This is a genomic window from Dyella sp. C11 (genome assembly GCF_003121485.1).
Lineage (GTDB): Bacteria > Pseudomonadota > Gammaproteobacteria > Xanthomonadales > Rhodanobacteraceae > Dyella.
Genome location: NZ_QAVX01000004.1, coordinates 209399 through 229736, shown reverse-complemented (window position 1 = coordinate 229736; position 20338 = coordinate 209399). Strand labels below are relative to the sequence as shown.

The 20338-nt window shown below is 64.5% G+C and carries 17 protein-coding genes; 7 read left to right on the top strand and 10 right to left on the bottom strand.

Annotation, left to right across the window (positions count from 1 at the left end):
• Window positions 1-6: 6 nt before the first annotated feature.
• From DK366_RS06540 to DK366_RS06530, 3 genes are all read left to right on the top strand, one after another.
• The gene (locus tag DK366_RS06540; protein ID WP_109124732.1) at window positions 7-504 is read left to right on the top strand and encodes a GNAT family N-acetyltransferase; all 498 of its coding nucleotides are present in this window, start codon (window positions 7-9) and stop codon (window positions 502-504) included.
• A 22-nt stretch (window positions 505-526) separates the two neighbouring features.
• Window positions 527-1174, top strand: coding sequence for an orotate phosphoribosyltransferase (pyrE, locus tag DK366_RS06535; protein ID WP_109124731.1), 648 nt, complete (start codon window positions 527-529; stop codon window positions 1172-1174).
• A gap of 397 nt (window positions 1175-1571) precedes the next feature.
• On the top strand, window positions 1572-2204 hold the full coding sequence (locus tag DK366_RS06530; protein WP_109124730.1) for a DUF4124 domain-containing protein: 633 nt from the start codon (window positions 1572-1574) through the stop codon (window positions 2202-2204).
• Between the two features lie 52 nt (window positions 2205-2256).
• Here DK366_RS06530 and DK366_RS06525 read toward each other — a convergent pair whose 3' ends face one another.
• The 5 genes from DK366_RS06525 to DK366_RS06505 all read right to left on the bottom strand — a co-directional run bounded on the left by DK366_RS06525 (window position 2257) and on the right by DK366_RS06505 (window position 8091).
• The gene (locus DK366_RS06525; RefSeq protein ID WP_109124729.1) at window positions 2257-4593 is read right to left on the bottom strand and encodes a phosphomannomutase/phosphoglucomutase; all 2337 of its coding nucleotides are present in this window, start codon (window positions 4591-4593) and stop codon (window positions 2257-2259) included.
• A 63-nt stretch (window positions 4594-4656) separates the two neighbouring features.
• Window positions 4657-5112, bottom strand: coding sequence for a dUTP diphosphatase (gene dut / locus DK366_RS06520; RefSeq protein ID WP_109124728.1), 456 nt, complete (start codon window positions 5110-5112; stop codon window positions 4657-4659).
• Window positions 5109-6314, bottom strand: coding sequence for a bifunctional phosphopantothenoylcysteine decarboxylase/phosphopantothenate--cysteine ligase CoaBC (gene coaBC / locus DK366_RS06515; RefSeq protein ID WP_109124727.1), 1206 nt, complete (start codon window positions 6312-6314; stop codon window positions 5109-5111). The genes dut and coaBC overlap by 4 nt, the downstream gene beginning before the upstream one ends.
• 99 nt (window positions 6315-6413) lie before the next feature.
• Window positions 6414-7313: an SDR family oxidoreductase gene (locus DK366_RS06510; RefSeq protein WP_109124726.1), complete on the bottom strand. Its 900-nt coding sequence runs from the start codon at window positions 7311-7313 to the stop codon at window positions 6414-6416.
• Window positions 7314-7350: 37 nt separating this feature from the next.
• Window positions 7351-8091, bottom strand: coding sequence for an SDR family oxidoreductase (locus DK366_RS06505; protein ID WP_109124725.1), 741 nt, complete (start codon window positions 8089-8091; stop codon window positions 7351-7353).
• A 114-nt stretch (window positions 8092-8205) separates the two neighbouring features.
• Here DK366_RS06505 and DK366_RS06500 point away from each other — a divergent pair, with 114 nt between their 5' ends.
• From DK366_RS06500 to DK366_RS06485, 4 genes are all read left to right on the top strand, one after another.
• Entirely contained in the window at window positions 8206-9108 is a 903-nt protein-coding gene (locus DK366_RS06500) for a LysR family transcriptional regulator (protein WP_109124724.1), read from the top strand.
• 81 nt (window positions 9109-9189) lie between these two features.
• Window positions 9190-9861: a DNA repair protein RadC gene (gene radC, locus DK366_RS06495; protein WP_109124723.1), complete on the top strand. Its 672-nt coding sequence runs from the start codon at window positions 9190-9192 to the stop codon at window positions 9859-9861.
• Window positions 9862-10343: 482 nt separating this feature from the next.
• Window positions 10344-12035, top strand: a complete 1692-nt coding sequence (gene argS, locus DK366_RS06490) for an arginine--tRNA ligase (RefSeq protein ID WP_109124722.1) — start codon at window positions 10344-10346, stop codon at window positions 12033-12035.
• Entirely contained in the window at window positions 12036-12824 is a 789-nt protein-coding gene (locus tag DK366_RS06485; RefSeq protein WP_109124721.1) for an SPOR domain-containing protein, read from the top strand.
• A gap of 127 nt (window positions 12825-12951) precedes the next feature.
• On the opposite strand, the gene DK366_RS06480 is transcribed toward DK366_RS06485, so the two are convergent.
• The 5 genes from DK366_RS06480 to DK366_RS06460 all read right to left on the bottom strand — a co-directional run bounded on the left by DK366_RS06480 (window position 12952) and on the right by DK366_RS06460 (window position 20299).
• Window positions 12952-16113 (bottom strand): autotransporter outer membrane beta-barrel domain-containing protein, encoded by a 3162-nt coding sequence (locus DK366_RS06480; protein WP_157956464.1) that lies wholly within the window; start codon window positions 16111-16113, stop codon window positions 12952-12954.
• A 468-nt stretch (window positions 16114-16581) separates the two neighbouring features.
• Complete coding sequence (locus DK366_RS06475) at window positions 16582-17442, bottom strand: NAD(P)-dependent oxidoreductase (protein WP_109124719.1); 861 nt, start codon at window positions 17440-17442, stop codon at window positions 16582-16584.
• A 16-nt stretch (window positions 17443-17458) separates the two neighbouring features.
• Window positions 17459-18649, bottom strand: a complete 1191-nt coding sequence (locus DK366_RS06470; RefSeq protein ID WP_109124718.1) for a patatin-like phospholipase family protein — start codon at window positions 18647-18649, stop codon at window positions 17459-17461.
• Between the two features lie 16 nt (window positions 18650-18665).
• Complete coding sequence (locus tag DK366_RS06465; protein WP_109124717.1) at window positions 18666-19406, bottom strand: acetoacetate decarboxylase; 741 nt, start codon at window positions 19404-19406, stop codon at window positions 18666-18668.
• Window positions 19407-19513: 107 nt separating this feature from the next.
• Window positions 19514-20299, bottom strand: a complete 786-nt coding sequence (locus DK366_RS06460) for a 3-hydroxybutyrate dehydrogenase (protein WP_109124716.1) — start codon at window positions 20297-20299, stop codon at window positions 19514-19516.
• Between the last annotated feature and the right edge of the window lie 39 nt (window positions 20300-20338).

Sequence of the window (20338 nt, the reverse complement as noted above, 5' to 3'; positions counted from 1 at the left end):
CCAACCATGACAGAACGCCCCGACATCCGCGTCGTGCCGGTGAACGCGTCCATCCGCGCCGCCCTGCTGGTGCTGGGTGTGAGCGAGGAACAGTACGACTTCGTGGGCCGCATCGGCGCCTCGCTGCCCGATGCGGAGGCCTGCCACGGCAGTGAGCCAATGGCCATCCTGCGCGATGGCGAGCCCATCGGGTTCTACCGCCTGGAACAGCACGCCACCAGCATCGCGGACAGGGCATTCGAACGCCCCACCGTGGGTCTTCGTTCCTTCTTCATTGATACGCGATGGCAGGGACAGGGGCTGGGCGCCCTCGCACTGGGCGCCGCGATGGAGGACATCGCGCGCCGTCGACCGTCCGTGCAGGACGTGGTGCTTACCGTAAACCTCCGCAACACGGCGGCGCTGGCACTGTACCGGCGCGCGGGCTTCCGGGAGACCGGTGAGCTGTACCATGGCGGGCGCTCCGGGCCGCAGCACGTGATGTTGCGCGCCGTTTCCCCCTGAATCCGAACAAGAGAATCTTGCCGTGCACGATTACCAGCGCGATTTCATCGAACTCACCCTGCAGCGCGATGTGCTGCGTTTTGGCGACTTCACGCTGAAGTCCGGTCGCCAGAGCCCGTATTTCTTCAACATGGGCCGCATCGACTCCGGTGCCGCGCTGGCTCAACTGGGTCGCGCCTATGCCGCCGCGGTAGTGAATTCGGGCATCCAGGTCGACATGCTGTTCGGCCCCGCCTACAAGGGCATCGCACTGGCCGCTGCCACCGCCATTGCGCTGGCCGACCAGCACGACCGCGACCTGCCCTGGGCCTACAACCGAAAGGAAGCCAAGGATCACGGCGAAGGTGGCGTGCTCGTGGGCGCTCCCCTCAAGGGCCGCGTACTGATCGTGGACGACGTGATGACCGCCGGCACCGCCGTGCGCGAATCGCTGGCGCTCATCCGTGCGCAGGGCGCCACGCCGGCCGGCGTGCTGATTGCGCTGGACCGGCAGGAGCGCGGCCAGGGCGACCTGTCCGCCGCGCAGGAAGTCACCAGGGAATTTGGCATCCCCGTGATCGCCATCACCAGCCTGGGCGATGTGCTGTCCTATGCGGGCGAGCGTCCGGAACTGGCCGCCGAGCATGCGCGACTGGTGTCATACCGCGAACGCTACGGCGTGAACGCCTGATCCATCTTGCCTTCGGCGACCGCGTTCACATCATGTGCCGTGTCACTTTGCCATCGTCATGGTGTCACGGCACAGCCGGCTATACTTTCCGCCAAGGGGATGCTCTGAACAAATTCACGCAGCCGCCATGATGTCTGGAACGCCCGCTGCCGGTGCCGCACGGCGTCGGGAAGACTGGCCGTCTTGCCAAGACGTGCGGCACCGGCAGCGGGCGTTCCAGACATCACCACAATTTTTAAAATTGAATGCAGTGGCCGGCACTGTCTGCCCACATCTCTTCGGGGAGTCGGCTCGACAGACGGCCAGTCTGCCTTCACCGACTCCCCTGTGATCTGCGAGCAGACAGTACCGGTGGCGGCTGCGTTAATTTGTTCAGAGCATCCCAAGGGGGGAAATTATGCGTAAAACTGTTCTCGTCATCGCGTTGCTCGCGCTGGCTGCTGGCGCGCACGCGCAGTCGGGCTCGCATTACCGCTATCGCTGGAAAGACTCGACCGGCCTGCCGCACTACAGCGACAGCCTCACCTCGGACGCCATCAAGTATGGCTATGACCTGGTCGATGATCGCGGACTGGTCGTGCAGCACGTCGATCGCCAGCTCAACCCGGAAGAGCGCGCCGCCGCCCAGAAGGCTGCCGACGAAAAGGCCGCCCCCGACCGCGTGACCCAGCAGCGTGCGCGCGACGACGTGCAAATGCTCAATGCCTATCCGAACGAGGCGGCATACAAGGTCTCCTTGCAGGAAAACCTGGACAACCTCGACCAGCAGATCGGCACCACGCGCAGCAACCTGCGCAGCCAGGAAAAAGCCCTGACCGACCTGCTCACGCGTGCCGGCGACATGGAGCGCAACAAGCAGCCGGTGCCGAAGAACCTCAACGACAGCATCGCCAAGCAGCGCGATGTGGTGGCGCGCCAGCGCGACACGCTGGAACGCGAGCAGACCTCGCGCGACGCGCTGGTACAGAAGAACGTTCAAGACCTGCAGCACTACCGCGACCTGAAAGCCGCGCAGGCCAAGCAGCAGTAAGCCGCGCGTCTCGCACCCAGAAAAGCCCCGGTCATGCCGGGGCTTTTTTGCATCAGAAGGGCAACCGAAGCGATCGATCGACCGCCAGCATCTGCTCGCGGAACAGCTTCTTGATACGGGTGAGCGCGGCCTCGTTGTTGGCATCGAAGCGCAGCACCAGCACCGGCGTCGTGTTGGATGCACGCACCAGGCCCCAGCCATCGGGCCAGTCCGCGCGCACGCCGTCGATGGTGGTGATGGTGGCGTCGCCAAAGCTGGCCTTCTGGCGGAACGCTTCCATGAAGCGGTAGTGCTCGCCTTCGGCCATCTCCACCTTGAGCTCCGGCGTGGATACGCCTTTGGGGCAAGTGGCGAAGATCTCCTCGGGCGTGCGTTCTTCCAGGTCGCCGGCCAGGATTTCCATCAGGCGGGCGCCGGCATAGATGCCATCGTCGAAGCCGTACCAGCGTTCCTTGAAGAAGAAGTGGCCGCTCATTTCGCCGGCCAGCTCCGCGTCCGTCTCGCGCATCTTGGCCTTCATCAGCGAATGACCGGTGCGCCACATCAGCGGACTGCCGCCCGCATCGAGGATCTGGCCCTTGAGATGGCCGGTGCACTTCACGTCGTAAATGATGGTGGCGCCCGGCTGGCGCGAGAGCACATCGCGCGCAAACAGCATCAGCACGCGATCCGGGTAGATGATTTCGCCCGTGCGGGCGACCACGCCGAGGCGGTCGCCATCGCCATCGAACGCGATGCCAAGATCCGCACCGGTCTGCTTCACCGCGAAAACGAGGTCCTCGAGGTTGTGCGGGTCGGACGGGTCCGGGTGGTGGTTGGGGAAGGTGCCATCCACATCGCAATACAACGGAATCACATCGCAGCCGATGCCTTCCAGCACCTGCGGCGCCACGGCGCCGGCAATGCCGTTGCCGCAATCCACCACCACCTTGAGGCGGCGTTCGGCCTGCACATCGGAGGTGATGCGGTCGATGTAGTCGGGCATCACATCCACATGGCGGATGTTGCCCTTCTCGCCGCGCTCCAACCGATTGCTGGCAATGCGCTGGTACAGGTCCTGGATGGCGCCTTCGGCCAGCGTTTCGCCGCCCACGACAATCTTGAAGCCGTTGTAGTCGGGCGGATTGTGGCTACCGGTGACGGCGACACCGCATCCCGTGTTGAAACGGAACGCGGCGTAATACACCACGGGCGTCGGCACGGCACCGAGATCGATGACGTCGATGCCGGCTTCGCGCAGACCATCGGATAGCGCACCGGCCAGTTCCGGCCCTGAAAGCCGGCCATCGCGACCCACCACGATTTCCGGCAGGCCCTTCTCGCGCATCACCGTGCCGATGGCCTGGCCCAGCAAGCGAGCAACATCCTTGGTCAGTGTTTTGCCGACCACGCCGCGCACGTCATAGGCGCGGAAGATGGTGGGATCGACGGCCACCGGCGCGGGCGGTGCAGGTTTTGGCGGCGGCGCGATGCGAACCGGCGCGGGTGCCGCTTCCGGTTCCGGTGGCGTGTCGATGAGTTCCGAAAACGCCGGCTCCTGATCGTGCCGTTCAGCGCGGCGTGCGCCCAGGCGATCGCGCATCCACACCAGGTAAAGACCACCACCCAGGCAAAGCAGGCCCAGAAGTGCCGTCAACGGCCAGATGCGCGGCAGCACGATAAAGACCGGAGGCAGCGCGGCGAGGATGCTGAAGGTGGTGCCGTCCACGGGCAAGCCATCGGTCTCGCGCTCGGCCGCTTGGCTGCCGACGGCGAGCAGGCGCAGGTCGCCGCGATCGTCACCCTGGCGCAGTTCGAGTCGACCGCCTGCCGGCGAGGTGGATTCAAAGCGCTCCTGCACCGACGCGAACGGCAGCGCAGCCCACACCCAGGCTTGCGGATGGTTGGCCGGCCCCACCGGCACCACGATCGAGAGCACACGCACGCCCTTGTTGTCGGGCACCGTCTGCGCCAGCGGTTTGCCTTCGGCGCTTTGCGCTGCCATCAGCTGCGCGGCCTTGCCATAGCCGAAGGTGCGGTAGTTGGCATGCAGCACTTCATCCAGGCCGCCGCTGTACACATCGGTTGCCAAGGCCTGGGGAATCAGGTGGCGCAAATCGGCCGCAGCCTGCGCCGGGTCGGCGACGACGGTGGCGGGGTCCAGCGAATGCACGGCGGCTTCCACGTGACCGCGGTCGCTCGCGACCTGCGCCGCAATCGCGTCAGCCGCTTCTTTCTGCGCGGCATGTACGCGCTCGATGGCGCTGCTTTCGTCGGCGATTTGCCAGGTCTGCCAGAAGCAGAACAGGCCGCCGAGGATCAGCAGGGTGCCCACCGCCAGCGGCAGCAGGCGGCGTCCGTCGATGGATCCGGCCAAACCGCGGCCGCTGCTGTTGAAGAGTTTGGCCATGCCCTGTCCCCACACAGGCTATCTGGTCGTTTCGTCCGCGGGCCCATGCCCGCGCCGCACTTCTTAATTGACGCCGGTTGAACCGAATCCGCCCTCGCCCCTCTGCGACGGCGCAAATTCCGTGACCACTTTCAGCCGTGCCTGCGCCACCGGCACCAGCAGCAGCTGGGCGATGCGATCGCCCACGGCGATGGTGTACGGCTGCGTGCCACGGTTCCAGCACGAGATCATCAACGGCCCCTGGTAGTCCGCATCGATCACACCCACGAGATTACCCATGACCAGGCCATGTTTATGGCCCAGGCCCGAGCGCGGCACGATGAGTGCGCACCAGTTGGGATCGCCAATGTGGATGGCCATGCCGCTGGGCACCAACACGCTTTCGCCCGGCTGCAAGGTCAGCGGCGCCTCGATGGCGGCACGCAGGTCCATGCCCGCGCTGCCAGCGGTGGCGGCTTGCGGCAGAGGAATCGAGTCACCCAGGCGCGGATCGAGGACTTTCAGCTCGACATCAATCATCCACGCACCGCCCGGTAACGCTCGGCCACACGGGCCACCAGCTGACGCGCCAGTTCGGTCTTTGTCGCGCGCGGCAGATCGATGGCTCCCTCGGGGCCATAGAGCGTCAGCGCGTTGTCGGCGGCTTCGAAACCAAGGCCACCGCCCACCTGGTTGGCGGCAATCATGTCCAATCCCTTGCGCTTGAGTTTGTCTTGCGCGTATCGCTCTACATCATGCGTTTCCGCGGCGAATCCGACCAAGAAGGGGCGCACGGTTTGCGCAGCCAGCGTGGCGAGGATGTCCGGATTCTCGGCCAGCTTCAGTTCCAGCGGCGCGCCATCGCGCTTCTTGAGCTTGTGGTCGGCCACTTCGGCGGGACGGTAATCGCCCACGGCCGCGGAGGCGATATAGATGTCCGCATGCGCCGATGCTTCAACCACGGCGTCGCGCATCTGCGCCGCACTGCGCACGTCGATGCGTCGAACAATGCCCGGCGGCGTGGCAAGACTCACCGGGCCGGCCACGAGCGTGACTTCCGCGCCAACCTGGGCCGCCGCTTCGGCCACGGCAAAACCCATCTTGCCGGAGCTGCGGTTGCCGATGAAACGCACCGGGTCGATGTCTTCATAGGTGGGGCCTGCACTGACCACCACCTTGAGTCCCCGCATCACCTGCGCGCCGAACGAAGCGACCATGGCTTCGCGCAATTCCATCGGCTCCAGCATGCGGCCTGAGCCGATATCGCCACACGCCTGGTCGCCCGAGGCCGGACCGAGCAGGTGCACGCCACGCTGGCGCAAGGTTGCCACGTTCGCCTGCACGGCCGCATGCGCCCACATCTGCTGGTTCATGGCTGGCGCCACATAGAGCGGTGCGGCACTGGCGAGGCACACCGTGGTGAGCAGGTCGTTCGCCATGCCATGCGCGAGGCGCGCGATAAGGTCGGCGCTGGCGGGCGCGATGATGATGCGCTCGGCCCAGCGTGCCAGTTCGATGTGGCCCATGGCCGCCTCGGCCTCGGCATCCCACAGGCTGCTGCGCACGGGCTGGCCCGACAGCGCCTGGAACGTGGTGGCGCTGACGAAGTGAGCCGCGTTTTCGGTCATCACCACGCGCACCTCGGCACCGAGATCGCGCAACCGGCGAACCAGTTCGCAGGACTTGTAGGCAGCGATGCCGCCGGATACGCCCAGCAGGATGCGGCGTTGGGCAAGACTCATGGGATGGGGCCTGACAACCGTTTGGGCCGGTAGCTTACCGGAATCATTCGACGGTCTCGGTGAAACGACGAAGGGCGACCGAAGCCGCCCCTCGTGTCTTCAGGCCTGCACCCGTGGATGCAGGATGTCTTCCAGCCCAATGCGGCGCAGCAGCTCGGCCCGAACACGGTCGGCCACGCCGTTGACGATTTCCGCGCCGTCCTGCGACGGGTCGATATGTACGCGGAACGGGCGCTTGCCGAACGGCGCATCCACCACGGCGACGATGGCGCGGGCGACGTCTTCCGGATCGGCATCCTCAGGCTCCAGCGAGGCGAGGCCCTTGAAGGCCACCTCGCTGAAATCGCGCGTGGGACCCTTCGCATAGATCCTGGCTACCGCCTCGTCGGCCGGCGCGCCGGCATGGGCGAAGTGGTTGGTGCCCTGGGTGAAGGCGCCGGGCACCACGATGGAGGTTTCGATGCCCCAGCGCGCCAGTTCGCCCGCGTAGCTCACCGCCAGCGAATCCATGCCGGCCTTGGCGGCGAAATACGGCGCGAGATACGGCGGCGTGCCGCCTCGCACGCTGCTCGAAGAGACCCACAGCACCAGCCCTTTCCCCTGCTTGCGCAGCTGCGGCAGCGCCGCGCGATTCACCCGCTGCGTGCTCAACACATTGGTGTCGTAGAGCTGGGCGAACTGCTCCGGCGTAAATGCCTCGGCCGGCCCGTAGGACATGTGTCCCGCGTTGTGGATCACCACGTCAAGGCGCTGCTGTTCGTTGACGATCCGGGCGATGGCGGCATCCACCGACGGCTGCGAGGCCACGTCCATCTCGATGGCGCGCAGGTCCACGCCATGCTCTTTCGCGTACTGCTGCATTTCTTCGACGCGCGATGCATTGCGTCCGGCGGTTTCCCGCATGCCGGCATAAACGGTGTGGCCGGCGTGGGCCAGGGCGCGGGCGCTCATCAGGCCGAAGCCGCTCGATGCGCCGGTGATGACGATGACGTACTTCATGGTCGTTCTCCAGAAAGGGATCGATGCGGGAAAGGACTCAGACGAGGCCGCCGTTGGCGCGCAGCACCTGGCCGTTCACCCAGCCGCCGTCGGGGCCGGCGAGGAAAGACACCACGCTGGCAATGTCGTCCGGCGTACCCAGGCGCTCCAGCGGGGCGGCCTTGGCGAGTTGGTCCACCTGTTCCTGCGTCTTGCCCTTCAGGAAAAGATCGGTAGCGGTCGGGCCCGGTGCCACGGCGTTCACCGTGATGGCGCGGCCACGCAGCTCCTTGGAAAGCACGTGCGTCATCGATTCCACCGCCGCCTTGGTGGCCACATACACGCCATAGGTCGGGAAGTTGGTGCCCACCACGCTGGTGGAAAAATTCACGATGCGGCCACCGGAGCGCAGTCGCTTGCCGGCTTCGCGCAGCGTGTTGAAGGTGCCCTTCAGATTGATGGCAACCGTGCGATCGAACAGCGCGTCGTCGGTATCGCTGATCGGCGCCAGCTGCATGATGCCGGCGTTGTTGATCAGCACATCGACGCCGCCGAAGGCGGTCTCGGCCGCATCGAACATGCGGCGCACGGCGGCCGCATCCGACACATCGGCCTGCGCGGTGAGGGCACGGCCACCCTTGTTTTCGATGGTGCGTGCCAGCGCTTCGGCGGACGCCGCGTCGCCGGCGTAATTGATGACCACGGTGAAACCATCGCGGGCCAGGCGTTCGGCCACGGCGGCACCGATGCCACGGGAAGCACCGGTAACGATGGCGACTTTGGACGTTTGAGCAGACATGGGGAGCATCCTCGGAAAGTGCCGACCGGTTGTCGGCGTGGGCACAGGATGTTCTTTTCCCTTCAATGGATAATCTGCTCAAATCCGTCATCATCATTCGGCTAGAGCGAACAAATGGACAAGGTTGATGCCATGCGCCTGTTCGCCCGCATCGTGGAGCGGCGCAGCTTCACGGCCGCCGCGCAGGACCTGGAGTTGCCCCGCTCCACCGTCACCGAAGTGGTCAAGCGCCTGGAAGCCCGACTTGGCGTGCGGTTGCTGGAACGCACCACACGACAGGTACGCCCCACCCTGGATGGCGAGGCGTATTACCAGCGTTGCCTGAGCATCCTTGCGGAAATCGAAGAGGCCGAAGCGGCGTTTACCGGCGCAAAGCCAGCGGGCTTGCTGCGCGTGGACGTGCACAGCGTGTTGGCGCGGCACTTCATGCTGCCGGGACTTCCCGATTTCCTCGCCCGCTATCCGCAGATCCAGTTGCGCATCGGCGAAGGCGACCGCTATGTGGATCTGGTCCGCGAAGGCGTCGACTGCGTGCTGCGCGTGGGCAAACCCACCGACAGCAGCATGATCGGGCGCCAGATCGCCTCGCTGGCTGAAGGCACCTATGCAAGCCCGGACTATCTGGCGCGATTCGGCACCCCGGCTTCCCCCGATGAGCTGGACGGGCACCAGATGGTGGCCTTCGTCTCCTCCGCGTCGGGCGCCACGTTGCCTCTGGAATTCCAGGTGGACGGCGGCGTGCGCGAACATCTGCTGCCGCACGCCGTGAGCGTGGCCGGCGCGGAAATGTACGTGGCCACGGCGCGCCTGGGCCTCGGTTTGATCCAGGTACCGAGCTATCGCGTGCAGGACGACCTTGCGCGCGGCACCCTGGTGGAAGTGCTGCCGCGCTGTCCGCCCACGCCGTCACCGGTTTATGTGCTTTATCCGCAGAGCAGGCAGCTCTCGCCACGCGTGCGCGTCTTCATCGACTGGTTGAGCGCGGAGTTCAACCGACGCTTGCCCGCTGCCGGCTGACCCACCATCAGCCATTAGCCCGACGCACCGCGCGGCGCTCGCCGCTGGGCGGCACCGCGCTAAACGGGCAGGCTCAACCGGATGAGCATCCGTGAATGGCCCGAAGGGGAACGCCCCCGCGAAAAACTGTTGAGTCGCGGTTGTTCTGCCCTATCCGACGCCGAATTGATCGCGGTGCTGCTGGGCAGCGGCGTTCCCGGCAAGGACGCCATCGCGCTAGGGCGGGAATTGCTGGGAAAGAGCGGCGGCCTGGCTGCACTGCTGGCCGACCCGGGTGGCAGCGTGCGTCTGCGTGGCATCGGGCCGGCCAAACGCGCCCGGTTGATCGCGGCGCTCGAACTGGCCCGCCGGTCGCTGGCGGAACAACTCATCGAGCGCCCGGTGCTGGCCAACCCTCGCGACAGCGGCGACTACCTTCGCGCGCAGCTTCGGCATCTGCCGTACGAGGTTTTTGGTTGCCTGTTCCTGGACAATCGCCACAAAGTGCTGGCTTTTGAAGAACTCTTCCGCGGGACGATCGACAATGCCAGCGTGCATCCACGCGAAGTGGTGCGCGCCTGCCTGCGCCACAACGCCTCGGCCGTCATCCTGGCCCACAACCATCCCAGCGGCGTGGCCGAACCCAGCGGTGCCGATCGCGCCATCACCCAGGAATTGAAGGACGCCCTGCAGTTGATTGGCGTGCGGGTACTCGACCATCTGGTGATCGGCAGCGGCGCGCCGGTATCCATGGCCGCTGCGGGGCTTTTGTAACCCCCAAAAAACAACGGCGCGGGGGGAGAATCCGCGCCGTATGGCCGTCTTGTGGGGAGAAAGGAGAGTAGCGGCGTTCTCCTGTCCCCGTCGGCGGGGAGGTGCCTGGGGGACGAGAGATAGTGTGGCGGTGCCGCATGACAGGGTCATGACGTGGATCGAGGCAAATTCCCGCCATGTCCGCAGGACAAGCCGTTCTGCGACTTATGCACATTCGGGCTGAGACGGCACTTTCCGTTCACAATCTCTTCAACGCCTTACGTGTGCATCGCAATACATTGTTTTGAATCCATATTTTTCATGACAATGTGATTTCCGCCGGGAAAATCGTATGACCGCCGCGCAGGCCGTCATGATTCCCCACAGAGTTATCCACAGACTTCCCCACCGCGTTGCAGCACGCCTGGGCGCTGCAACCAGGCCCGGCTGGCCAGGCCTTCCTCTGTTAGGATTAGGGGTTCCATTGCCGTCAGACTCCTACCGTGAAAGAACAGCTGCGCGAACTGCTGCTGCAGGCCATTCGTACCCTGCAGAATGACGCTGCCCTGCCCGCCGACCTCGAAGTGCCCAACTTCGTGATCGAGCGTACGCGCAGCCGCGATCATGGTGATTTCGCGGCCAACGCCGCGATGCTGCTGGCCAAGCCGGCCCGCGCCAAGCCGCGAGAACTGGCCGAGAAGCTGGTCGCCGCCCTGCCGGCCAATGCGCTGGTGGGCAAGGTGGAGATCGCCGGCCCCGGCTTCATCAACTTCTTCCTGGCACCCGGCGCTTATCACGCCGAGGTGAACCGCGTGCTCGCCGCTGGCAACGCCTACGGCCGCAGCACCGCCGGCAAGGGCGTGGTGGCTGGCGTGGAATTCGTTTCCGCCAACCCGACCGGCCCGCTGCATGTGGGCCACGGCCGCAACGCGGTGCTGGGCGACTGCATCGCGCGCGTGCTCGATGCCGCCGGCTGGGCCGTGAAGCGCGAGTTCTACTACAACGACGCCGGTGTGCAGATCCATAACCTGGCCATCTCCACGCAGGCCCGTGCGCGCGGCATCACGCCGAATGACGCCGGCTGGCCGGAAGACGGCTACCGCGGCGATTACATCGCCGACGTGGCGCAGGCTTACCTCAACGGCGACAGTGTCGAAGTGGAAGGCCATGTGGTCACCGGCGCCAAGAATGTCGAGGACCTGGACGCGATCCGCCACTTCGCCGTGGCCTACCTGCGCCGCGAGCAGAACCTGGACCTCGCCGCGTTCGGCGTGGGCTTTGACGTGTATTACCTCGAGTCCTCGCTGTACACGCAGCACAAGGTCGAGGAAACCGTCAGCAAGCTGGTCGCGCACGGTCATACCTACGAGGAAGGCGGCGCGCTGTGGCTGCGCTCCACCGACTACGGTGACGACAAGGACCGCGTGATGCGCAAGTCCGACGGCACCTATACGTATTTCGTGCCGGACGTGGCGTACCACCTGACCAAGTGGCAGCGTGGCTACGAGAACGCCGTGACCGTGCTGGGTTCGGATCACCACGGCTCGCTGGCCCGCGTGAAAGCCGGCCTGCAGGCGCTGGATGAGGGCATCCCCAAGGGTTACCCCAACTACGTGCTGTACCAGATGGTGACGGTGATGCGCGGCGGCGAAGAGGTGAAGCTCTCCAAGCGCGCCGGCAGCTACCTCACCCTGCGCGACCTGATCGAAGAAGCCGGTCGCGACGCCACGCGTTACTTCCTGATCGCGCGCAAGGCCGACTCGCAGCTGGTGTTCGACATCGACCTGGCCCGCTCGCAGAGCAACGACAACCCGGTCTACTACATCCAGTACGCCCATGCCCGCGTGTGCCGCGTGCTGGAAGAACTGGCCGAGCGCGGCCTGCCCGCCGTGGACGCCCAGGCCGGCGTCGCCCAGCTGGGTCGCCTGGACAGCGAGCACGAGCAAGCCCTGTTCACCGAACTGTCGCGCTATCCGGAAGTGGTGGAAGCGGCCGCGGCCAATCTGGAACCTCACCTGATCGCGCAATACCTGCGCGAACTCGCGGGCGCGCTTCACAGCTACTATCACGAGCACAAGTGGATCGTGGACGACGCCGAATTGCGCAATGCGCGCATCACGCTGGCGCTCGCCACGCGCCAGGTCATCCGCAACGGTCTGGATTTGCTGGGACTCAGTGCCCCGGAGAAGATGTAAATGGCAGCACGCAAGGGCAGCGGCAAGGGTCGACAGGCCGTCCGCAACAACAGTGGTGGCATGCCGGGTTGGGGCTGGATGGTCATCGGCATCCTGATCGGTGTCGTCGTGGTGTTCGCCATGCGCGGACACCTGCCGATGGCGCCGCATGCCAACGAAGGCCCGCAGCCGAACGCCCAGGCCACCGCCAAGGGCGGTAGCGATGCCGGCGCCGCCGCCAGCGAATCGACCTCTGCCACCGACAACGGCAACGCCGCAGCCGCCGCGAAGAAGCCGCAGTACGACTTCTATTCCGTGCTCTCGGAAAAGGAAGTGCGCATTCCCGATGCCGTGATCAGCGCGCAGGCCAAGGCCGAACAGCAGCAGAAGCAGCAGGCACAGCAGCAGGCTGCCCAGGCCGCAGCGCAACAGCAGGCGCAAGCCGCCCAGCAGAAGCCCGCGCCGGGTCCCGCCGCTGTATCCGAAGCCATTACGCCGGCGCCGGAATCGGCCGTGCATGCACCGGCAGCCGCACCGTCGCCCGCTACCGCTACGGCGGCCGCAGCGCCTGCCGCCAGCGGCTACCTGCTGCAGGTCGGCGCGTTCCCGAGCGCTTCCGACGCCGAGACGCTGAAAGCCAAGCTCGCCATGCAGGGTTTCGTTGCCAACGTGGCCTCGGTGAACGTCAACGGCCAGACCTACAACCGCGTCCGCCTGGGCCCATTCCATTCGGCCACGGAACTGGAGTCGGCCAAGCAGCGCCTGGCATCGGCGGGCATCAATGCGATTGCGTTGAAGGAAGGCAAGTAAGCCGCGCCTCCAACACACGATGTAACAAGAAAAGGCCGTGTCTCTCGACGCGGCCTTTTTTTATTTACAGACACGGCGTCATGGTAATCGACGGCATGCGGACTATCAGCCGCATGCCGTCGCTACATCAGAACTGCCAGCGCATGCCGATGTTCGCGCTCCAGCCCTGCTCACCTGCGCCACCTACGTTGCCCTGGTAGTCGCCACTGCCATATACCGAAAGCGTCGGCGTCAATGCCCCGGTGACACCGGCACCCACCTGCCATGCCTGACCCCAGCTACCGGAATAGAGCGTGCTACTCACGCCCCATTCGTCGCTGGTCACCCCAACGCCACTGCGGCTACCGGAGCTCCACAGATAGTTGGCGCGCACCCACGGCGTCCAGCGCTGACCACCGGTCACGAATGTCTTGCCGAGGTTGGCGCCCACGCGGCCCTGCCAGGCACCGGTGTTTTCCGGCGACACGGTCAAACCATCAGCATCGTGGAAGCTGTTGGTGCGCAACGACTGGTAGACCACCTGTGCCTGCGGCTCAAGGCGGACATCGTTGCCGAACACGAACGGATAGCCGCTTTCCAGCGAGTAAGACCAACCGTGCGTCTTCATGGTCGCCATGTCGTAGCCGCGATAGGCGGTATCAATGCGCGTGCTGTAGTAATTGCGCGACACCACACCATCGACATAGAACCCATTGCCCGTCATATAGGTGCCGGTGGCGGCAACACTGTTGGCACTCATGCGCATGGCACTGCTGCCATCAATGGCTTTCGGTGTGACGTGTGACGTACCCGTGCTCACAAACGCACCCAGGCGGAACGTCGAAGCATCGTCGCCCGCCTTCAACCAGGTCCCGCCAATCTGCACACCGCGATCATTCTGGTCGAAGTCGTAACCGTACTGGCTGAAGCTGCGATCGGTTTGGTACCGGTAATTGCCACCGAATGCCCGAGCGTAGAACTCGTCGGTGTTGCCCGCCTGCCCAGCATCACCCTGATGCAATTCGCCGAGGCGGTCATGCAGCGTTCCCAGGCTACGCATGCCATACGAGAGCATCGCAGTGTTGGCGCTCAGGTAGGCAGGGACCTGTGGAACCAGGGCCGGGCGCACAGGCGTTTCGGTGCCGTTGCTGCTCGGGTCGGGCGACGGGGCCGGGGTCGGGCTGGGGGTTGGATTGGGCGTCGGCGTCGGATTGGGTGCCGGGTCCGGATTCGGTGCCGGCTCGGGGGCCGGCGTTGGATCGGGTATGACGACACTCTGCAAACGGTAATCCCAGAACCCGGGGCCCGAACCCGCGACCTGGCGCTGCGCAGCACTGGCGACGCCAGGCTCGTAAGCGGCCAGGTCATAACGCCACGGACCCACGGCAACGTAGCCGCCAGCCAGGGCGAATGCCGTAGTTGATGAAGCGCCAGCCACCTGTACGAGGGAAATACCTTCGTTCGACTCCAGGATGCCGTTGCTGTTGGCATCGGTCGTTGCACCACTGCCCGAACCCACCACCTTCAGGTACGTCGTGCCACTGGCATTGCCTTCGACCAGCACGCGATCGGTGAACTGATTGGTCAGTGCGCCACCATCGTTGAGCATCGTATTGAGCGTGATCGTGCCGTTGTTGCCGACGAGATCGCCATGCACCGTCAGTGTCTTATAGCTGGACGACGGAGCAGCGAAAGCTGCGTTGCCTGCGAGCGACAGCCTCTGGACATCGGAGCTGGACGTGATGTTCCACAGGCTTTCACCATCGATGGAGACCGCATTGGCGCCATGCATGCCGCCGTTAAGCGTTGCGCCGGTACCTAGCGAGATGTTGGCAATGGCAGGCGTGGTGACAGCGACGTCACCATTGATGACTGTACCGGCATCAGCCGCGTTCAACGCCACGATCGTGCCAGGGTTCACGACCGCCAACGCAACCCCGTTGCCACCCGTTACGGTCACTCCCTGAGACAGGTTTACCGTACTGGTGCCCGCTTCAGCAAAGAGCGCTGCGTCCGCCGCGGACGAGATCGAGCCACCGCTGATGTCCACGGTGTTGATGGCGAGGGGGAGCGCCGGCGCCCTGCTGAGCCACAAGCCCCGGTATTGGCTTTGAATCGTCGTATTCGTGAGTTTGCCGATCCCGTTGGCCACCAGGACGCCCGCCGACTGGGCGCCAGTGGTTGTGACAGCAACGCCACTGGCATCGATTTCACCGCGTGTGCCCGTCGCCAGAAGACCGTGCGCACTCGTGCCGGACGTCTGGATCTGTGCGCCGTCCCCGATGGAGAGGGTGCCGCCATTGAACGCCATGCCGCCATAAGCCTGCGAGCCCTCGGTCGATACCCGAAGATCGCCCGTAGTCACCAGTCGGGATGCCGGGTCGGAGGAACGCAAGGCTACGGCATCGCTCCCCAGGGTCGTCACCGACGAATTGCCGCTGAGCGTGATGCGTGCGCCTGCCTCCGCATCCACACCATAAGCGCCTGTACCGGAAGTCGCGCTCGTTTCGCCCTGCGTCCTGATCTGTACGTTCGATGCCGTCAAGCTCGTCGCCGCACCCGCCGCCACAAGACCGGCGGCGCCCAGGCCACTGGTGGTGACCGCGCTATCGGCGAGTGACGCTGCAGCTCCTTTCGTGGCCACGACACCGAGACTCAGATCGCCCGTGGTATCGACAGTGACCGAGGACAGCGCGACCTTGGTGCCCAACTCCGTGGCAAATGCTCCGAAGGCGCTCGAGCCACTCGTTTTGACGGAGCCACCCGAGACGTTCACTTGAGCACCGGACGACGCACTGACACCAGTCGCGTAGTCACCGATGGTGGAAACGTCCACATTTTCCGTCTTGATGCTGGTTGTTAGACCATTTGCCGCAACGCCGGCAGCACCCTCGGACTGCGTCGTGATGGACCCACCCGTCATATCAGCGCGCGCGCCGCTATCGGCATAAAGACCAACAGCATTACTGCCTTGCGTAAGGATGGACGTGTTGCCGATGCTAAGGCGCGTTCCAAAGTTCATGGCCTGCGCGCCTGGAGTTTTCGATCCTTCGGTGCTGATCGAACCATTGTTGAACACCAGCATCGAGCCGGTGCCCGCATAAATGCCTGCCGACTCAACGCCAGAAACGTTCACCGTCACGTTGTTTGCGTTCAGCAGCGAACCTGTACCCCACGTGCCAATGCCAACAGCTTCGTCGAGTGCCACCGTTACGGTGTCACCGTTAAGCATAAGGCTGCCTCCACCGACGACTTGCACCGGGTAGGTATAGGCGGTGGCAAAGGCCGGGGATTGCACAGCCAGTCCCATGGCCAGCGCCACCCACAACTTGCGTTGGCGCGGCGTCTGTTGGCATTTACCGAGGCTTGGGCAAGGCCTGTAGCTACGCGATGCGCGATACGTGTGATTCATTCGAACTCCTTGTAGATGTCCATGCAGGGCAAATGCCGAGCAACAAACTCGCGAACGCAACACGGATCGCGCGAGTTCCATCACCGCGCAAAGCTTTTGCGCGAGAGTGGATCGATCGTTCTAACAAGGTGTTTTTTTGCGATCCATAAGACGTGACTGAAAGTCCGGATACGCAGGAACCCTTCGCGCTTGCTCGTTGCGAACAAGTGCCAATCAACTGATTGAGAAGTCAGTCATCGCTGATGAATGACACATGGGCCGCGCGACGCGCGACCCATGTGTCACTCAACGTTTTTCACAAACGGTACCTTGCACGGCAGGGCCAATATGGGCATGTGCGGATGCACCTGCCCGCACACCCATCGATCAGCCCTTGCGCTTGAGGCGGATCAGGCCGGAGATGTCGTCGTCACCGTAGCCTTGGCTCATCAGCTCCGCATAGTCGGCCAGCGAGCGCTCGATCACGTTGCGGCTGGTGCCGGCGTCTTCGGCAATGCGGCGCACGATGCCCAGGTCCTTGTGCAGCAGGCCGAGCTTGAAGCCGACGCTGAATTCGTTGCGCAGCATGGTGGCGCCGCGCTTTTCCAGGAACCAGTTGCCGGCGGCGCCGGCGCCTAGCGTGGGAAGCAGGCGCTCCGGATCGAGTCCCAGCGCTTCGGCGAGGGCAAGGCCTTCGCACACGCCCTGCGCGATGCCGGCGACGAGCACCTGGTTCACGGCCTTGGTGGCCTGGCCTGCACCAACGTCGCCCAGATGCGTGATGCGCAGGGCATACGCTTCGAGCACGGGACGTGCGCGTTCAAGCACGTCGGCATCACCGCCGACCATCACCGACAGCTTGCCGTTCTTCGCCCCTTCCACGCCGCCGGACACCGGGGCATCGAGGAAGAACGCGCCAACCTCGGCCAGTTTGGCCGCGGCACGCTTGGCGGTGTCCGGGGCCACGGTGGAGTGATCCACCACGATGGCACCCTTCTTGAGGTGCGGCGCCAGCGCATCGACCGTGCCGAGCACATCCGCATCGGCGGTGACGCACAGGGCGATGACGTCGCACTGCGCGGCGATGTCCGCCAGCGACGGCGCGGCAACGCCGAGTTCCTTGGCAACCTTGTCCGCGTTGGCCTGGGTGCGGCTGGACACGGCGTGAAGCAGGCCGTGGGTTTTCAGATGGCCGGCCATCGGCGTGCCCATGGCGCCGAGTCCGATGAATGCTGCCTTGAGACTCATGTGTGTTCCTGCGTGTTCAATCGTCACAGTGTACGTCGTGCGTGACGAAGGGGTGTTCTGTCGATGGTTTGGCGAACCAATCCGGCTCGTCGAGCGTGCAGAGCATGTCGTCCCTGCCGCTGCTCCAGTGCTGATTCATGCTGTCCACACTGAATTCGTAGTCCTTGTAGTGCCCTTCGTACGGCTTGTTGCGGTAGATGAGGTGGAACAGGTTCACCAGGGCGCCGCTGGCGTAGATTTCGGCCTGCTTGTACGCCTTGTGCTGACGCTGGTCTTCCGGCACCAGCGCCATCAGGTCGTGCAGCACACGCTGCTGGCGCTGGCGGTTGGCCATGTATTCGGTGATGAGGCGCGTGCGGCTGGAGTACTGGATGTCCTTTGAGCGCGTGGTGACTTCGGCAAGATCGCGCGGAAGCTCGCCCCGGGCACTCCAGAGATCCACCTGGAACACCAGCGAGTCGCGGCACGACGCATCGGACAGCACCTTGTACAACGGGGTGTTCGAGACCATGCCGCCGTCCCAGTAGAACTCGCCGTCCACTTCGATGGCGGGAAACCCCGGCGGCAACGCGCCGGAGGCCATGAAGTGCTCCACGCGCAGGTTCCCTTCGGTGTTGTCGAAGTACGCGAAGTTGCCGGTGCGGATATTCACCGCGCCCACGGACACGCGCATCGAGGTCTTGTGGTTGATGCGATCGAAATCGACCAGGCGCTCCAGCGTTCCCTTCAGCGGCGAGGTGTCGTACCAGCTGGCCGTGGCCGGCGACGCGCGCCACGGCATGAGCGGGAACGGACGCGGCGTGAAGAAACCCGGCTGACCTTCCGTGAGCGCGCGCAACGCCGCCAGCCCGCTCAGGCCGTTTTGCCACGGCAACTCCCATGCGCTGGGGTCCAGTGGCGGCGTGATCCATGCCGGCATCAGCGGCGGGCGGGTGATGGATCGCCAGAATTCGCGCAGGCGTTCGACGCGATGTTCGGGTGCGTTGCCGGCGATGATTGCGGCGTTGAGCGCGCCGATGGAAATGCCCGCCACCCAATTGGGATGCACACCGGCCTCGTCCAGCGCCTCGTATACGCCGGCCTGGTACGCACCCAGCGCACCGCCACCCTGCAACACCAGTGCGATCGTCTTGTAGTCCGCGTGATGCTGCTTGAGCAGGTCACGCGCGGAAGCCTGGGATTCGGAAGATTTCTTTCGGACGTCCATACGTATCAGCCTCGGCTCACTCGGCCAGATAGTCGTGCACCACGGTACCCAGGTCGAGCGTGAGGTCCGTGATGAAATGCAGTGCCGATACCACCTTGAGCACCGGAAGATCCGCCACCGGCGCCAGCGCATGCGGATGAAGTTCGAGCGACGCAGGGCCACTCCATGCACCCTTCAACGTGACGTTGGTGGTGTAGTAACGGACCAGTTCGCAGATGCGCGGCGTGCCATCCACATGCGGGATGATCTTCAGCAGGAAGTTGGGCGCCGCCAGCGAATCCAGCACGGCCTGGTGATCGGCCGCGCGATGCTTGAAGCCCATGGTGGCCTTGGCCACGCGCACCTTGCCGTAATCCAGCGTGCCGACCAGCGTGTCGATTTCAGTATCCAGCTGCGGCGTGGCGAGCTTCTTGGGGAAGCCCCACAGCTCGCGACCGCCCGCGATCGGCGGATGATCGTTCAAGTACATGGAATGCACGTAACCGCCATGCTGCCCCTGAAAACTTACCGGGATGACCTGGCCCGATTCGGTGTAGTCGCCGAAACCGGTGGAGTCGGGCATGCGGATGAATTCGTATTTCACCAGTGGCTCGCCAATTTCCAGCGGCTCGGGCACTACCTCGCGCAGCGCATCGGGATCGGTGCGATAGGTGATGACCAGGAACTCGCGATTGACGAAACGATAGGGACCGAGCGGAAACGCAGGACTGGTCAACGGCATGGCGAAGGCATTGGCCTTCACGTCGGCGATCTTCATGGCAGCGCTCCGGGCAGGTCGCCCACGCGGCGCGCGATGGCTCGCGTGGCACGGTATCGATGAATGCAAAGGCATCCCGCCCGGCACGTGCCGGGCGGGTACGTCGATTACTGCATGTACCAGCCGTGGCTCACCACGATCGACTGACCGGTGAGGGCCGCCGACGGGAACGCGGCCAGATAGAGCGCGGTTTCCGCGATGTCCTCGACGGTGGTGAACACACCATCCACCGTGTCCTTGAGCATCACGTTCTTGATCACCTCGTCTTCGGTGATGCCCAGTTCCTTCGCCTGCTCGGGAATCTGCTTCTCCACCAGCGGCGTGCGCACGAAGCCCGGGCAGATCACGTGCGAACGCACGTTGTGCGCGGCGCCTTCCTTCGCCAGTGTGCGCGCCAGACCCAACAGGCCGTGCTTGGCGGTGACGTAGGCGGACTTGAGCTTGGAGGCTTCGTGCGAATGCACCGAACCCATGTAGATCACGGTGCCGCCGCGATCACCCTTGTACATGTGCTTGAGCGCGGCCTTGGTGGTGAGAAAACCGCCATCGAGATGGATGGCCAGCATCTTCTTCCAGTCGGCGAAGGCGAACTGCTCGATCGGATTGATGATCTGCACGCCGGCGTTGGAGATCAGGATATCCAGATGGCCAAACTCGGCGACCACCTTGTCGGTGCCGGCGTTGACGGCGTCTTCATTGGTCACGTCCATGGCGATGCCGATGGCCTTGCCACCTGCCGCCTTGATCTCGTCGGCGGTTGCATCCGCCTGTTGCTGATTGATGTCGGCGATGGCGACTGCGGCGCCATTCTTTGCATAGAGCTCGGCGATTGCCTTGCCCAGACCGCTGGCTGCGCCAGTGATGAGTGCCACCTTGCCGTCGAGACGTGCCATAACCACTCCTGTCGATGGGGAACGGGGAAAGCAGAAACG

Excerpts from the sequence above, each read along its gene's own strand:
- DK366_RS06540 (WP_109124732.1), top strand. The coding sequence starts at position 7 with ATGACAGAACGCCCCGACATCCGCGTCGTGCCGGTGAACGCGTCCATC.
- DK366_RS06530 (WP_109124730.1), top strand. The coding sequence starts at position 1,572 with ATGCGTAAAACTGTTCTCGTCATCGCGTTGCTCGCGCTGGCTGCTGGC.
- DK366_RS06525 (WP_109124729.1), bottom strand. The coding sequence starts at position 4,593 with ATGGCCAAACTCTTCAACAGCAGCGGCCGCGGTTTGGCCGGATCCATC.
- dut (WP_109124728.1), bottom strand. The coding sequence starts at position 5,112 with ATGATTGATGTCGAGCTGAAAGTCCTCGATCCGCGCCTGGGTGACTCG.
- coaBC (WP_109124727.1), bottom strand. The coding sequence starts at position 6,314 with ATGAGTCTTGCCCAACGCCGCATCCTGCTGGGCGTATCCGGCGGCATC.
- DK366_RS06510 (WP_109124726.1), bottom strand. The coding sequence starts at position 7,313 with ATGAAGTACGTCATCGTCATCACCGGCGCATCGAGCGGCTTCGGCCTG.
- DK366_RS06505 (WP_109124725.1), bottom strand. The coding sequence starts at position 8,091 with ATGTCTGCTCAAACGTCCAAAGTCGCCATCGTTACCGGTGCTTCCCGT.
- DK366_RS06500 (WP_109124724.1), top strand. The coding sequence starts at position 8,206 with ATGGACAAGGTTGATGCCATGCGCCTGTTCGCCCGCATCGTGGAGCGG.
- radC (WP_109124723.1), top strand. The coding sequence starts at position 9,190 with ATGAGCATCCGTGAATGGCCCGAAGGGGAACGCCCCCGCGAAAAACTG.
- DK366_RS06485 (WP_109124721.1), top strand. The coding sequence starts at position 12,036 with ATGGCAGCACGCAAGGGCAGCGGCAAGGGTCGACAGGCCGTCCGCAAC.
- DK366_RS06480 (WP_157956464.1), bottom strand. The coding sequence starts at position 16,113 with ATGGGACTGGCTGTGCAATCCCCGGCCTTTGCCACCGCCTATACCTAC.
- DK366_RS06475 (WP_109124719.1), bottom strand. The coding sequence starts at position 17,442 with ATGAGTCTCAAGGCAGCATTCATCGGACTCGGCGCCATGGGCACGCCG.
- DK366_RS06470 (WP_109124718.1), bottom strand. The coding sequence starts at position 18,649 with ATGGACGTCCGAAAGAAATCTTCCGAATCCCAGGCTTCCGCGCGTGAC.
- DK366_RS06465 (WP_109124717.1), bottom strand. The coding sequence starts at position 19,406 with ATGAAGATCGCCGACGTGAAGGCCAATGCCTTCGCCATGCCGTTGACC.
- DK366_RS06460 (WP_109124716.1), bottom strand. The coding sequence starts at position 20,299 with ATGGCACGTCTCGACGGCAAGGTGGCACTCATCACTGGCGCAGCCAGC.